Below are 15303 nucleotides of genomic sequence, written 5' to 3'. Positions count from 1 at the left end.
GAAACTCCTGGCTGGCTCGGCAGACCGTCGATTGAGCGTCACATCGTGCATGACGCCTGGCGTGGATCGCTCGGAAGACTTCAGGGATTTGAACTACTCTTCCGGCCCGGCGCGGTGAGAACCGTAAAGTGTAGCACGCACAAACGTCCTCTTTTCGACAATAGGACGCTACCCGAACCTCGAGAGGCGCTTTCGAAGCGGCCGCGGCAGGCGGCCGAACGCGACAAGACGCGCTGAAGCCCGCCGCACAAGGCCGCAGGCGAAACGCGCCGTTCATTGTAAGTGGATCCAGAAAAGTCCCTTGCAGGCGGCGTAACGCCGCGCCTATAATGCTGCCTAGTCCACTATTGCACTTGCATATTCCTTTCATGAGCGACGCCCCAAAACCCACGTCGATCGACAGCTATGTGCTGAGCGAGAGCGTCGGCTATCTGATCAGTCGCGTGCGCTCGACGCTATGGAACATGGTGACGCAGCACACGACGGCCGAACTCGGCATCACGAGCACGCAGGCGAGCATCGTGTTCATGCTGGCGGTCGGCAAGTGCCTGACGGCGGCCGACATTGCCCGCGAATACGGCATCGACGCGAGCGCGGTCACGCGTCTCATCGACCGGCTGGAGAAGCGCGGGCTGCTGTCGCGCGTGCGCAGCAACGAAGACCGCCGTGTCGTGCGCCTCGCGCTCACGCCCGACGGCCGCGCGATGGCCGAGCAGGTCCCGGCGATCTTCACGCGCGTGCTGGATACGCTGCTGGCCGGCTTCACGCCGGAGGAAGTCGGATTCCTGAAAAGCATGCTGCGGCGGATTCTCGCGAACACCTGCGATCCCGCCGCCGCGTGCCTCGCCGGCAACGTCGACAAGCCCGGCGCGCCTTCACGATGACGCGCGGAAAGATCGGTCTGCCAGCGCATCTGAAATAGTTGCAACGTCCATAATCCATACCTCTCTCAAGAGACGAGCGATGAAACACCTTTCCTTGTCCGCACTTTGGCCCGCGAGCCGATTGCGCCGCGCGCAGAGCGCGGTGGCCGCCGCCGTGGCTGCGCTCGCGGTCGCGGGCTGCGCGAACTACGCGGGCATTTCGAGCGACAAGCAGATCACCGCACCCGAAACGCTGGAGTCCACGCAGAGCGTGCCGGCGCAGGGCGGCCAGTGGCCGAGCCTCGACTGGGCGAAACAGTTCGGCGATCCGCAACTGCCGCAACTCATCGACGAGGCGCTCGCGGGCAATCCGAGCATCGCGCAGGCGCAGGCGCGCATCGCGAAGGCGTCGGCTTATATCGAGAGTTCGCGCTCGTCGCTTTATCCGCACGTCGAGGCGAAATATTCGTGGACGCGCGAACTGTATTCGGCCAACGCCCTCTTCCCGCCGCCCTACGGCGGAACGTGGTACAGCGAGAACAACGTGCTCGCGAGCGCGTCGTGGGACCTCGATCTGTGGGGCAAGAACCGCTCGCGCCTGAACATGGCGGTCTCGCAGCAGAAGGCGGCCGAAGCCGACATGCAGCAGGCGCGCGTGACGCTGGCGGCATCCGTGGCGCGCACGTACAACCAGCTTGCGCTGCTCTATGCGCTGCGGGATGTCACGCAGCGTGAGATCGCCAATCGCGAGAACGTGGGGCGCATCACGAGCGGGCGCGTCACCGCCGGTCTCGACACGAATGTCGAGCAGCGCACCGCCGAAGGCAACGTCGCGACCAGCCAGACCAATCTCAGCGAACTCGACGGGCAGATCCAGTCGGTGCGCTATCAGCTGGCGGCGCTGCTCGGCAAAGGCCCCGATCGCGGGCTGCAAATTGCCAATCCGTTGATCAATCCGGACATCAACGTCGCGCTGCCGGACAACGTGCCCGCCGATCTCATCGCGCGCCGGCCGGATATCGTCGCGTCGCGCTGGCAGATCGAAGCGGCGACGCACAACATCAAGGAAGCGAAGGCCGAGTTCTTCCCGGACATCAACCTCGCAGCAGGCTTCGGTTTCGACGCCTTCGGCTGGGGCCGCTTCCTGACGGCGAGCAGCCGGCAGATTCAGGCTGGCCCGGCAATCCACCTGCCGATTTTCGACGCCGGCGCGCTGCGCGCCCAGTTGAAGGGCCGCTACGCCGACTTCGAAAACGATGTCGCCAATTACAACCAGACGCTCGTCAACGCGCTGAACGACGTGGCGACCAACATCGCCGCGATCCGCGCGCTCGACAGGCAAATGGCCGACGCGCAGCGTGCGCTCGCCGCCGCCACGAGCGCCTACCAGCTCGCGGTGATCCGCTACAAGGCGGGCCTGTCGCCGCAACTGCAGGTGCTGACGGCGGACCAGAACCGCCTCGCCAACGAGCAGACCGTCACGAACCTGCGCCTGAAGCGCAGCGATCTTCAGATCGCGCTGATTCAGGCGCTCGGCGGCGGTTTCGACGCGACGAGCACCGACCTTGCCATCGACGGCAGCGGACAGCGCCAGGCCGTGAACCAGCAAGCGGCATCGCACTGAGCCGCGCACAAGAACACGCATTAAGACCAATACGGAATTTTCGGAGCCCTTCATGAGCGACCCTAAACAAAACGCCGCCAGCGCACCCGCCTCCGCGCCGGCGCCGAAGCAAAACAACAGCAAGCGCCGCCGGCTGATGGCGCTGATCGTGCTCGTCATCATCATCGCGGCTGTCGCGTACGGCCTGTATTACTTCCTCGTTGCGCGCTTCCACGAAGACACCGACGACGCCTACGTCAACGGCAACGTCGTCCAGATCACGCCGCAAGTGGTCGGCACGGTCATCTCCGTCAATGCCGACGATACGCAGACCGTGAAAGCCGGCGATCCGCTCGTCGCGCTCGATCCGGCCGACTCCAAGGTCGCGCTCGAACAGGCCGAAGCGAATCTCGCGCAGACGGTGCGCCAGGTCCGTACGTTCTTCGTGAACAACAACCAGTACGAAGCGCAGATCGCGCTGCGCAAGTCGGACCTGTCGCGGGCGCAGGACGACCTTCGCCGCCGCCTGACCGTCGCGCAGACGGGCGCGGTGTCGCAGGAAGAAATTTCGCATGCACGCGATGCGGTTCGCAGCGCGCAAGCCGCGCTCGACGCAGCACAGCAGGAACTCGCGTCGAACCGCTCGCTGACCGCCAACACGACCATCGCCGATCATCCGAACGTGCTCGCCGCTGCGGCGAAGGTGCGCGATTCGTACATCAACTATGCGCGCAACACGCTGCCCGCCCCGGTCACGGGCTATGTCGCGAAGCGCTCGGTGCAGGTGGGCCAGCGCGTGGCGCCGGGCAATCCGCTGATGGCGATCGTGCCGCTCAACGCCGTGTGGGTCGACGCCAACTTCAAGGAAGTGCAGCTGAAGCACATGCGTATCGGCCAGCCGGTCGAACTGACGGCTGATCTGTATGGATCGGGCGTTGTGTTCCACGGCAAGGTGATCGGCTTCTCGGCCGGCACGGGTTCGGCGTTCTCGCTGCTGCCGGCGCAAAACGCGACGGGCAACTGGATCAAGGTGGTGCAGCGTCTGCCGGTTCGTATCCAGCTCGATCCGAAGGAACTGGAACAGCATCCGTTGCGCATCGGCCTGTCGATGAACGTGGATGTCACGATCAAGGACGAGCAAGGCGGCCAGCTCGGCGCGGCGCAAAACACGGTGTATCAGACGAACGTGTTCGACAAGTACGGCGAGCAGGCGGACGCGGAAATCGCGAGGATCATCCAGCAGAACGCCGGTACGGGCGCGGGCACGCAGGGCACGTCGCCGTCGGCTTCGCGCGGCAACGCGACGAAGTCCGCGTCGGCCGCCAAGCTGATGTAAGCGGCAGCATCGCGGACTCCACACATGTCTCAAGCTAACGTCGTTCATCCGCCGCTCTCGGGCGGAAAGCTGGTCGTCGGAACGATCGCCGTGTCGCTCGCGGTGTTCATGAACGTGCTCGACACGTCGATCGCGAACGTCTCGATTCCGTCGATCTCCGGCGACCTTGGCGTATCGTCGGATCAGGGCACGTGGGTCATCACGTCGTTCGCGGTCGCCAACGCGATCTCGGTGCCGCTGACCGGCTGGCTCACGCAGCGCATCGGCCAGGTGCGGCTGTTTCTCGGCTCGATCATCCTGTTCGTGCTCGCGTCGTGGCTGTGCGGACTCGCGCCGACGCTGCCGTTTCTGCTCGCCGCTCGCGTGCTGCAGGGCGCGGTCGCCGGCCCGATGATTCCGCTGTCGCAAACGCTGCTGCTCGCGAGCTATCCGCGCGAGAAAGCGCCGATGGCCCTCTCGATGTGGTCGATGACCACGCTGATCGCGCCCGTCGCCGGCCCGGTGCTCGGCGGATGGATCTCGGACAACATTTCGTGGCCGTGGATTTTCTATGTGAACATCCCGGTCGGTATTGCGGCGGCGCTTGCGACGTTCGCGATCTTCCGCGACCGCGATTCCGCGATCCGCAAGGCGCCGATCGACACGGTCGGGCTCGCGCTGCTCGTCGTGTGGGTCGGCTCGCTGCAAGTCATGCTCGACAAGGGCAAGGACCTCGACTGGTTCAACTCGACGACCATCGTCGTGCTCGCGCTGATCGCCGTCATCTCGTTCGCGTTTTTCATCGTGTGGGAGCTGACGGCGGAGCATCCGGTCGTCGACTTGTCGCTATTCGAATTGCGCAACTTCACGGGCGGCACGATCGCGCTGTCGATCGGTTACGGGCTGTACTTCGGCAATCTCGTGCTGCTGCCGTTGTGGCTTCAGACGGATATCGGCTACACGGCGACGAACGCGGGTCTCGTGATGGCGCCCGTCGGCGTGTTCGCGATCCTGCTCTCGCCGATCACCGGCAAGTTCTTGCCGCGCACGGATCCGCGCCGCATCGCGACGGCCGCGTTCCTCGTGTTTGCGCTGTGTTTCTGGATGCGCTCGCGCTATACGACCGGCGTCGATACTTGGTCGCTGACGCTGCCGACGCTGATTCAGGGCATCGGCATGGCGGGCTTCTTCATTCCGCTCGTGTCGATCACGCTGTCGGGGCTGCCGGGGCATCGCATACCGGCGGCGTCCGGACTGTCGAACTTCGTGCGGATCATGTGCGGCGGTATCGGCACGTCGATTTTCTCGACGGCATGGGAGCATCGGTCGATCGTGCATCATGCACAACTCATCGAACAGGCCAACGCCTACAACCCGACGTTCGTAAATTCGATGCAGCAGATGGGCGCGCTCGGCATGTCGCAGGAACAGACTTACGGTCTCTTCAACAGCATGGCGACGCAGCAGGCCGCGCAGCTTGGCGTGAACGACATGTTCTATATCTCAGCGGGGATTTTTGTCGCGCTGATCGCGCTGATCTGGATCACGCGGCCCGAACGCGCCGGCGGCGGGGATTCGGCGGCGGCGGCATCGGCGGCGCATTGAGTCTTTTTGCACCGCGCGCGTGAAAAAGCCCGGAATCTTGCGATTCCGGGCTTTTTCTTTGGTGCTTAGCTTGCCGTGACGACGAGGCGCTCCGGCGCGAGCACGCCTTCGCCTGCTTTTGCCACGCCGAGCAATCGGCCGCCTGCCTGCGCGTAGACGCGCACGCGGCCCGCCTCGATGTGATCCGGCGACACTTCGGCCAGCTTGAGCCGCTGCCCATGCAGAAACCGGCGGCACGCTTCGTCGTCGAGCCGCACCGCGGGAAACGTCGACAACAGCGCGTCCACCGGCTGCAGCCGCGCGTCGCGATCCGCTTCGTCCAGTTCCGCCAGTTCGTCCAGCGTCAGCGCATGCTCGAGCGTCAACGCGCCCACGCCCGTGCGACGCAGCGCCGTCAGATGAGCCCCGCAACCCAGCGCCTCGCCGATATCCTCCGCCAGCGTCCGCACATAGGTGCCCTTGCTGCACGTCACGCGAAAGGTCACGAGCGGCAGCGCGCACGCGATCATCTTCAGAGCGTGAATCGTCACTTGGCGGCCTTCGCGCTCGACCGTCTGCCCGGCGCGGGCGTATTCGTAGAGCGGCTTGCCATCGCGTTTCAGCGCTGAATACATCGGCGGAATCTGCACGATATCGCCGATGAACCGCGTCATCGCCGCTTCGACGGCTGCTTCGTCGCACGCGACTTCGCGCGTTTCCACCGCTTCGCCTTCGGCATCGCCCGTCGCCGTGCGGATGCCGAGACGCATCGTCGCTTCGTAGGTCTTGTCGGCGTCGAGCAGGTCTTGCGAGAACTTGGTCGCTTCGCCGAAGCAAAGCGGCAGGAGGCCGGTCGCGAGCGGATCGAGCGTGCCGGTGTGACCCGCCTTTTTTGCCAGATAAATGCGCTTCGCCTTGATCAGCGCGTCATTGCTGGACAGCCCGAGCGGCTTGTCCAGCAGCAGCACGCCATCGAGCGCGCGGCGCACGAGCTTCGGCCGGGCGGCGTGGTTCTTCGAAGCGGTCATCGCTCAGGCGCCTTCCTCGTCGTCCTTTGCGCGCGTCGCGTTCGCTTCGTCAATCAGGCGCGACATCTCGACGGCCTTTTCGATCGTCTGGTCATAGTGGAAATGCAGCGTCGGCACCGTATGGATGTGCAGCCGCTTGAACAACTGGTTGTGCAAATGGCCGGCCGCGTGGTTCAACGCTTCCTGCGTTTGCATCGGATCGCCCGTTAGCGTCGTGAAATAGACCTTCGCGTGCGCGTAGTCCGGCGTGAGTTCGACGCTTTGAATCGTCACCATCCCGACGCGCGGATCCTTCACCTCGCGCATCAACTCCGACAAATCTCGCTGAATCTGATCCGCAATCTGCACGTTGCGGTTCGCGGATGTCCGTCTTTTAGCCATGATCTTGTTCCGTTTTCTGTCTTGCCGCCGCGCCAAAGAAAAAGGCGGAGCCAGCCGTTTGGCCCGCTCCGCCTCGAGGCTCAGCGTATTGATGCGTTACAGCGTGCGAGCCACTTCCGTCACTTCGAAGACTTCCAGCTGATCGCCTTCGACGATGTCGTTGAAGTTCTTGATCGAGATACCGCACTCGAAGCCCTGACGCACTTCCTTGACGTCGTCCTTGAAGCGCTTGAGCGATTCGAGCTCGCCCGTATGGATGACGACGTTGTTGCGGATCACGCGCACCGACGAGGAACGCTTGACGAAACCGTCCGTCACCATACAGCCCGCGATCAGGCCGACCTTCGGCACGCGGATCACCTGGCGCACTTCGACCATGCCCGTCACCGTCTCGCGCTTCTCCGGCGCGAGCATGCCGGACATCGCAGCCTTCACCTCATCCACTGCGTCATAGATGATGTTGTAGTAGCGGATATCGATGCCGTTCGATTCGGCCAGCTTGCGGGCTTGCGCATCCGCACGCGTGTTGAAGCCGATGATGACCGCCTTCGACGCCGTTGCCAGGTTGACGTCCGACTCGCTGATCGCGCCGACCGCGCTGTGCACGATCTGCACGCGCACTTCGCCGGTGGACAGCTTTTGCAGCGACTGCACGAGCGCTTCCTGCGAGCCCTGCACGTCCGCCTTGACGATGAGCGGCAGGTTCTGCACTTCGCCTTCGCCCATCTGCTCGAGCATGTTCTCGAGCTTGGCGGCTTGCTGCTTCGCCAGCTTCACGTCGCGGAACTTGCCCTGACGGAACAGCGCGATTTCGCGCGCCTTGCGCTCGTCCGGCAACACGATGACTTCTTCGCCCGCCGCCGGCACTTCCGACAGACCCTGGATTTCCACCGGGATCGACGGACCTGCGGTCTTCGTCGGCTTGCCGGTTTCGTCCAGCATTGCACGGACGCGGCCGTAGGCGCTGCCCGCCAGAACCACGTCGCCGCGATTCAGCGTGCCCGACTGCACCAGGATGGTTGCGACCGGACCCTTGCCCTTGTCCAGCTTCGCTTCGATGACGAGACCCTTCGCGGCAGCTTCGACCGGCGCGGTCAGTTCCATCACTTCGGCTTGCAGCGAGACGTTTTCCAGCAGATCGTCGATGCCCTGGCCGGTTTTCGCCGACACTTCGAGGAACGGCGAATCGCCGCCGTACTCTTCCGGCACCACGCCTTCCGCGACGAGTTCCTGCTTTACGCGGTCGGGGTTGGCGTCCGGCTTGTCGATCTTGTTGATCGCGACGACGATCGGTACGCCGCCCGCCTTCGCGTGAGCGATTGCTTCCTTCGTCTGCGGCATCACGCCGTCGTCGGCTGCGACCACCAGAATGACGATGTCAGTGGCCTTCGCACCGCGCGCACGCATTGCCGTAAAGGCTTCGTGACCCGGCGTGTCGAGGAAGGTAATGACGCCGCGCGGCGTATCGACGTGATAAGCGCCGATATGCTGCGTGATGCCGCCCGCTTCGCCCGCCGCCACTTTCGCGCGTCGGATGTAGTCCAGCAGCGACGTCTTGCCGTGGTCGACGTGACCCATCACGGTCACTACCGGCGGACGCGGCAGACGCTCCGCCGTTTCCTCGGTCGTTTCGCCTTCGGTCAGCAGCGCTTCCGGATCGTCCAGCTTGGCCGCAACCGCGCGATGGCCCAGTTCCTCGACGACGATCATCGCGGTTTCCTGGTCCAGCACCTGGTTGATGGTGACCATCTGGCCGAGCTTCATCATCACCTTGATGACTTCCGAAGCCTTCACCGACATCTTGTGCGCGAGGTCGGCCACCGAAACGGTTTCCGGCACGTGCACTTCACGGATGATCGGCTCGGTCGGCGCCTGGAACGTGGTCTGATCCTGATGCTTGCCACGGCCCTTCGGACCGCCGCGCCAGCCGCGATCGACGCCGCCGCTCGTGTCGCCGCGCGTCTTGATGCCACGGCGCTTCGATGCGTCGTCCTGCCAGCCGCCCTTGCCGCCGGCCTTCTTCTTGTCGCCGGAAGGAGCCGCCGCTGCGGGCGCTGGTGCGCCGGCAGCCGGCTTCTTCACGGCGGGACGCGCTGCCTGCGCGCCTTCCGGCTTCGCGGGCTTGTGCAGCGTACCCTTCGCTTCGGCAGCCTTGGCCGCTTCCGCCGGCTTTGCAGCCGGGGCCGGTTCCGGCGCCTTGACCTGCGCCTTGCGCGGGGTGTTCATCATTTCGCGGATGGCGCGTGCTTCGGCTTCCGCCGCCGCACGGCGCTTCGCGATGGCTTCTTGCTCCATGCGAGTCTTCGCAGCGGCCGCCTTGGCGTCTTCTTCCGCCTTCTTCGCGGCTTCACGCTGGGCGGCGCGCTCGGTGGCGGCCTTCTCTTCCGCTGCCTTTTCGGCAGCAGCAGCGGCTGCGCGCTGAGCGCTGTCGTCTTGCTTGTCTTGTTTGTCCTGCTTCGGCTCGGCCTTCGCCTCAGCGGTGACCGGCGTACGCGCCTCCTGACGTGCAGCCTGAGCCGCACGGGAGATTTCCGCTGCCTGCGCCGCCGCCGTCGCGCGGCGTTCCGCCTCGGCTTCCTGCTTGCGACGCTCGGCTTCGGCCGCTTCCTCGCGGGCGCGGCGCTCGGCTTCCTCGCGCTCGAGCTGGGCCTGACGCTCCTTCAGCTCGCGCTCTTCGCGTTCGAGCTGCTCGGCAGCGCGGCGCGCTTCTTCCTCGCGGCGCTGCAGTTCGGCCTCGTCGACTTCCGGCTCTTCGACGTGATTGGGCGTTTCGACAGGCTGCTCGACGCCGGTTTCGTCGCGCTTCACGAAAACACGTTTTTTGCGCACCTCGACCTGAATGGTGCGAGCTTTACCCGTTGCGTCGGATTGCTTGATTTCCGACGTATGCCGGCGGGTCAAAGTGATCTTGCGCTTGTCGGCGTCGGCGGACCCGTGCGACTTGCGCAAATGATCGAGCAGACGCGCCTTGTCCGTCTCGGACAGGTCGTCATTCGCGCTCGCTTTCTGGACGCCAGCCGCCTGCAGTTGCTCGAGCAGGACGCCCGCAGGCATTTTGAGTTCCGCGGCAAATTGGGCTACGTTGTTACTCGCCATTCATTCCTCTTGATGCAAGGACCAATCCTTGCGGTTAGATCGGGGTCATGCGGCCAAACCGGCCGCGATATATCAGTGCGCCATGGTCATTTCTCACTGGAACCAGTGTTCACGTGCTTTCATGATCAACGCCTTAGCGGCATCCTCTTCCATACCGGTCATTTCGACCAGTTCATCTACTGCCAACTCCGCGAGGTCATCGCGGGTTTGAACCTGGTGCTCCGCGAGCTTCGCGAGAAGCTCGTTGTCCATGCCTTCCAGACTCTTCAAATCGAGCGCGACGCCTTCCACCTTCTCTTCGTTGGCGATGGCCATCGTCAGCAGCGCATCACGCGAGCGGTTGCGCAACTCGTGCACGGTGTCTTCGTCGAAAGCTTCGATTTCGAGCATCTCGTTGAGCGGCACGTAGGCGATTTCTTCGAGGCTCGTGAAGCCTTCGTCGATCAGGATGTCGGCAACTTCCTCGTCGACATCGAGACGCGCCATGAACAGGTCGCGCAACTTGCCACGCTCTTCGTTCTGCTTCAACGCCGACTCGTCCGGCGTCATGATGTTGATCTGCCAGCCGGTGAGCTCGCTGGCGAGTCGAACGTTCTGGCCGCTGCGGCCGATGGCGACCGCGAGTTCGCTTTCGTCAACGACGACGTCCATCGAATGCTTTTCTTCATCGACGACGATCGACTGGACGGCTGCCGGCGCGAGGGCGCCGATCACGAACTGCGCGGGGTCTTCCGACCATAGCACGATGTCGACGTTCTCGCCACCGAGCTCGTTCCTCACAGCCTGCACGCGCGAACCGCGGATGCCAACGCAAGTGCCGATCGGGTCGATGCGCTTGTCGTAGGCGATCACCCCGATTTTCGCACGCACGCCGGGATCGCGCGCGGCCGCCTTAATTTCCAGCAGCCCTTGTTCGATTTCCGGCACTTCGAGTTCGAACAGCTTCATCAGGAACTCGGGCGCCGTGCGCGAGAGTTCGATCTGCGGGCCGCGCGCGGTGCGATCGACCTTCGCGATGTACGCGCGCACGCGGTCGCCCACGCGCAGGTTTTCCTTCGGAATCAGCTGGTCGCGGCGCAGCAGCGCTTCCACACGACCCGATTCGACGATGAAATTGCCCTTGTCCAGACGCTTGACCGAGCCGGTCATGATCTTTTCGCCGCGCTCGAGGAAGTCGTTCAGGATCTGCTCGCGCTCGGCGTCGCGCACCTTCTGCAGGATGACCTGCTTCGCGGCCTGTGCGCCGATACGGCCGAATTCGATCGACGGGATCGGTTCTTCGATGAAATCGTCCACTTCCGCGTCGGCCTTTTGCTCCTTCGCTTCGAACAGCAGGATTTCCTGATCCGGCTCTTGCAGGCCGGCCTCGTCCGGCACTACGCGCCAGCGGCGAAACGTTTCGTGCTCGCCGCTTTCACGGTCGATCGCGACACGGATATCGACATCTTCCTCGAACAGCTTTTTCGTTGCCGAAGCAAGCGCAGCCTCCAGGGCTGCGTACACCACGTCCTTGTTGACGTTCTTTTCGCGCGCCAGCGCATCCGCCAGCATCAAAACTTCGCGACTCATTGTTTGCGGCTCCTAAAGTCAACTTTGGGGACGAGACGTGCTTTATCGAGGTCCGCGACCGTGAAATCGAGCATTGCGGCGCCGTCCTTCCCTTCAAATTCCAATTCGATCTTTTCGCCTTGCGGGGCGTGCAGAATGCCCCGGAACGACTTGCGGCCGTCCAGCGGCTTTTTCAATGTGATGACGATTTCGCTTCCCGCGAAGCGCTCGAAATCGGCCAGCTTCTTGAGCGGGCGATCGAGCCCCGGCGACGACACTTCGAGGCGGTCATAGTCGATGTTCTCGACCTCGAGCACGTACTGGAGCTGACGTGTGACTTTTTCGCAGTCTTCGATGGCGATACCGGCCGGCTGGTCGATATAGATGCGCAGCATGCCGCCTCCCGAACGCTCGAGATCGACAAGCTCGTAGCCCAGGCTCGAGACCGTGGTTTCAATCAATTCCGTCAGTTGCACAGTAACTCCAAGGTGTTCGCGCATCGCGCCGCGAAACACCTGCGGGCGAGCGCCTTGACCGGGCGCGCACCCCTGCTCCCGAGATGCCGAACCAAAAAGCCAAAAAAAAATGGGCGCAACGCCCATCTTTTTCAACCGAGGTCGCACCCGGGCAGCGCGAAAACTATGTGCCCAGCGACTTCGTGATTTTAGCCATTTTTCGGGATAAACGCAAACGTAACGCCCGCGTTCGGCACTGTTTCGCGCCGGATCGCATGCTTTTTTGCTTTGTGTCGATGGCGCGGGCTGCGCGCTTTCGAATTCGGCCGATAGCGCCGCTACCGGCCGGTCCGGTCCGTCGCCCGGTCAGGCGACGAACAGGTTTTCATCGTCCGCGCGAGCGATTGCGCGGACCGCCGCGACCCGCGCCGGCCTTGCCCTGCGTCGCAGCGGGCTGCTGTCCGCCGCCCTGACGATTGCCGCCGCGCGGGCCATTGCCGCTTGCGCGCTTCGCCGGGCCATTCGCACCCTGCGGGCCGCCTTGCGGACGAGCGCCGCGCTGTCCCGGACCACGACCGCCGCTGTTCGCGCGGTTGCCGTTCGGCTCGCCGCCGGCGCGATTGCCGTTCGCTTCCTGACCACCGCGCCGGCCGGAACCGCCCGCATTGGCGCTGTTCCCGCCGAAACCGCTGCCCATGCCGAACCCGCCCGGCATGCCGCCCGCCGCGCCGCGCCGCCCGCCGCGAACCGGCGTTTGCGCCATGCGCAGGTGCGAACTCAGCACCGGCTCACGCGTGATGAAGCCCATCGAAGTTTGCATCGGATCGGGCTGCACACGCGGCGTCGAACTGCGTCCGCCCTTCTCGGCGACCGGGGCCTTCAGGCCCACCGACTCCATGAGACTGCGCACCTGATTGTCTTCCAGCTCTTCCCACTTGCCGCGTTTCAGGCCGCGCGGCAACGCGATCGGACCGTGACGCGTGCGGATCAGGCGGCTGACCATCAGGCCGGCCGCTTCGAACATCCGGCGCACTTCGCGATTGCGGCCTTCCGCCAGCGCGACGTGATACCAGTGATTCGTGCCTTCTCCGCCGCCGTCCTGAATGCGCAGGAAGTTCGCGGGGCCGTCGTCGAGTTCGACGCCCTTCAGCAGCTTCTGCTTCATCGCCTCCGACAACTGGCCGACGACGCGCACCGCGTACTCGCGCTCGACGCTGTATCGCGGATGCATGAAGCGGTTCGCGAGATCGCCCGAGGTGGTGAGCAGCAGCAAGCCTTCGGTATTGAAGTCGAGGCGGCCGACCGCGAGCCACTTGGCCGTTTTCATCGACGGGAGCTTGTCGAACACCGAGGGACGCCCTTCCGGGTCCGCGTGGCTGACGATCTCGCCCGTCGGCTTGTGATACAGCAAGATGCGCGGCGGCTTGCTTGCGAGCTTGCGCTTGAGCGGCTTGCCGTTGACGCGCACCTGGTCCGTCGGCATGATCCGCTGGCCGATGTGCGCCGGCTCGCCGTTCACCGACACCCGCCCCGCGATGATCAGTTCTTCCATGTCGCGACGCGAGCCCATGCCGGCATCGGCGAGAACCTTGTGGAGCTTCGGTGTGTCGTCGTCCGGCTCGAGCACGCGCTTTTGCTGGGTGGCATTGCGGCCGCGGCGCAGCATCGGCGCACGCACGCCGCCAGAACCGTTGTCCGCGTCGAATGCGGGCGACGTCACGTAAGCGAACACGTCGTCGACGGCAGCGGCGGCGGCCTTCTCGACCGTCGCCGGACCCGCATCGTTGCGCTTGCCGCGCTTGTCCTGCTTGTCGCGGGCCTGCTGGGGCGCCTTGCGACGACCGCCTTCGCGTGGTGCGGCGGCTGCCGTTTCGCCCGATGCCTCGATCCCCGCCTCGCCCGGATTGGGACGCGCGTTCTTGCGCCCGCCTTGTTTGCGCGCAGGCTTCTCGCCCTGCTTTTCGGTCTGCGGCTCGCCGCCGGCGTTACGCGGCGTCTTCGCGCTCGCGTCCTTGCGCGGCATGCGCACCTGCGCGACCACGACGCCATCCGGCGGCGCTTCCGTCACCGCGCCCGGCGCGGCGGGCGCGCCTTCGGCGCCCTTGGTCTTGGCGACAGCGCGGCGTCGCGCGATCAGACTGCGCGGCCCGCGACGCAGGCCGCGGCGCGGACGATCGTCGCCGTCGGCGCTCTCGTCGCTGCGCGTGCGTTCGCCGGCATCGGCCGGGTCATGGGCGTCCGCGGCATGCATGGGCCGCGCGGATTCGGGCGAATCGCTGTCGTGGGAGTGTGTCAAAACAACCTCAAATGTCGAAGTGCGCGCCCGGGCGGACGCGCCAAAAATATCCACTGATCGGACCGGCCTCCGTCTTCGACGTAATCTTTTATCGAAGACCGGGTGAATCAGGGGCCATGCAATTGCATCAGGCGCGGCGCGCCTTCGGTTCCTCTTCGGAATCGTCGTCGGTCAGGTCGACGCCGGACGACGGGCGTGCGGCCTGTTCGTCGCCGTGCGCCTCGCGAGCCGCATCCGCGCTGCCGGCGTCGGCGGCTTCGTGCTCCGGCTTCAGCGGCTGCACGCGAAATTCGGTCAGCGACGAAGCGGCGGTCTCGCCCTCCACGTTCGCATGATCCGTTCCGGCTTTTTCGTTACTTTCCGCTGCCTCTGCGGCGGTTTGATCGATATGCGCTGCCTGCGCGTCCTGCTCGCCGCTTTCGCTCGCGGCGTCTTTCAGCGACGCCTGCGCCGCCGCGCCATCCGGGAAATTGATCGAATGCTGCGCGAGCAACGATGCTTCCAGTTGCGACGACGGATTGTCCAGCGCGGGCAGTTCGTCGAGCGCGGTCAGGCCGAGATCGTCGAGAAACTGCTTGGTCGTCGCGTAGAGCGCGGGCCGGCCGGGAACGTCTCGATGGCCGATCACCTCGATCCATCCGCGATCTTCCAATTGCTTGACCACTTGCGTATTCACCGTGACGCCGCGAATCTCTTCGATATCGCCGCGTGTCACCGGTTGCCGATAAGCAATGATAGCCAGCGTTTCCATGACGGCGCGCGAATACTTCGGCGGCTTTTCCGGATGCAGCCGATCGAGATAAGTCCGCATGGCGGCCTTGCTTTGAAAGCGCCATCCCGACGCGAGCGCCACGAGTTCGACGCCGCGGTCCGACCATGCAGCCTGGAGTTCTTCGAGCAGCGTACGCACGGTATCCGCCGATATGTCTTCGGCGAAGAGCTTGCGCAACTCACTCAGCCGCAGTGGCTCCTGCGCGCAGATCAAAGCGGTCTCGAGGACGATTTTCGCCTCTTGGGTATTCATGCAGCTTGGGTCAACCCTGTATGGTCAATGATCCAATTTCAAATCGAGCCTGAGCGGATTCAAACGGCACCGCAGCGGTGCACGCGATAAAGCTGGACGCGGAGTTTCAG

General features: G+C 64.4%; 10 protein-coding genes and 1 pseudogene. 4 read left to right on the top strand and 7 right to left on the bottom strand.

Translation table 11 applies throughout. The features are described from left to right. Positions 1-368: 368 nt before the first annotated feature. From AB6804_RS14915 to AB6804_RS14900, 4 genes are all read left to right on the top strand, one after another. Positions 369-884, top strand: a complete 516-nt coding sequence (locus AB6804_RS14915; protein ID WP_370887083.1) for a MarR family winged helix-turn-helix transcriptional regulator — start codon at positions 369-371, stop codon at positions 882-884. A 79-nt stretch (positions 885-963) separates the two neighbouring features. Then, complete coding sequence (locus AB6804_RS14910; RefSeq protein ID WP_370887082.1) at positions 964-2487, top strand: efflux transporter outer membrane subunit; 1524 nt, start codon at positions 964-966, stop codon at positions 2485-2487. A gap of 52 nt (positions 2488-2539) precedes the next feature. After that, complete coding sequence (locus AB6804_RS14905; RefSeq protein WP_370887081.1) at positions 2540-3802, top strand: EmrA/EmrK family multidrug efflux transporter periplasmic adaptor subunit; 1263 nt, start codon at positions 2540-2542, stop codon at positions 3800-3802. Between the two features lie 24 nt (positions 3803-3826). Next, a complete protein-coding gene (locus AB6804_RS14900; protein ID WP_370887080.1) occupies positions 3827-5386 on the top strand; it encodes a DHA2 family efflux MFS transporter permease subunit in 1560 nt (519 codons plus the stop codon). Between the two features lie 65 nt (positions 5387-5451). Here the strand turns inward: AB6804_RS14900 and truB are convergent, their stop codons facing one another. The 7 genes and pseudogenes from truB to scpB form a co-directional block, all read right to left on the bottom strand. Beyond that, positions 5452-6393, bottom strand: coding sequence for a tRNA pseudouridine(55) synthase TruB (gene truB, locus AB6804_RS14895; protein ID WP_370887079.1), 942 nt, complete (start codon positions 6391-6393; stop codon positions 5452-5454). A gap of 3 nt (positions 6394-6396) precedes the next feature. Continuing rightward, positions 6397-6774: a 30S ribosome-binding factor RbfA gene (rbfA, locus tag AB6804_RS14890; RefSeq protein ID WP_035969188.1), complete on the bottom strand. Its 378-nt coding sequence runs from the start codon at positions 6772-6774 to the stop codon at positions 6397-6399. Between the two features lie 96 nt (positions 6775-6870). After that, a complete protein-coding gene (gene infB / locus AB6804_RS14885; RefSeq protein ID WP_370887078.1) occupies positions 6871-9870 on the bottom strand; it encodes a translation initiation factor IF-2 in 3000 nt (999 codons plus the stop codon). A 93-nt stretch (positions 9871-9963) separates the two neighbouring features. After that, positions 9964-11439: a transcription termination factor NusA gene (gene nusA / locus AB6804_RS14880; protein WP_035969193.1), complete on the bottom strand. Its 1476-nt coding sequence runs from the start codon at positions 11437-11439 to the stop codon at positions 9964-9966. Continuing rightward, positions 11436-11894, bottom strand: a complete 459-nt coding sequence (gene rimP / locus AB6804_RS14875; RefSeq protein ID WP_035969196.1) for a ribosome maturation factor RimP — start codon at positions 11892-11894, stop codon at positions 11436-11438. Before rimP ends, nusA begins: the two co-directional genes overlap by 4 nt. 364 nt (positions 11895-12258) lie before the next feature. Then, complete coding sequence (rluB, locus tag AB6804_RS14870; RefSeq protein ID WP_370887077.1) at positions 12259-14124, bottom strand: 23S rRNA pseudouridine(2605) synthase RluB; 1866 nt, start codon at positions 14122-14124, stop codon at positions 12259-12261. 175 nt (positions 14125-14299) lie between these two features. Next, positions 14300-15193 (bottom strand): annotated as a pseudogene (gene scpB / locus AB6804_RS14865) (SMC-Scp complex subunit ScpB); the annotation flags it as partial. Positions 15194-15303: the final 110 nt, after the last annotated feature.

This window comes from Caballeronia sp. RCC_10 (genome assembly GCF_041360715.1).
Taxonomy (GTDB): domain Bacteria; phylum Pseudomonadota; class Gammaproteobacteria; order Burkholderiales; family Burkholderiaceae; genus Caballeronia; species Caballeronia grimmiae.
The sequence above is the reverse complement of the archived record's forward strand: the minus strand, read 5'-3'. Positions and strand labels throughout refer to the sequence as shown.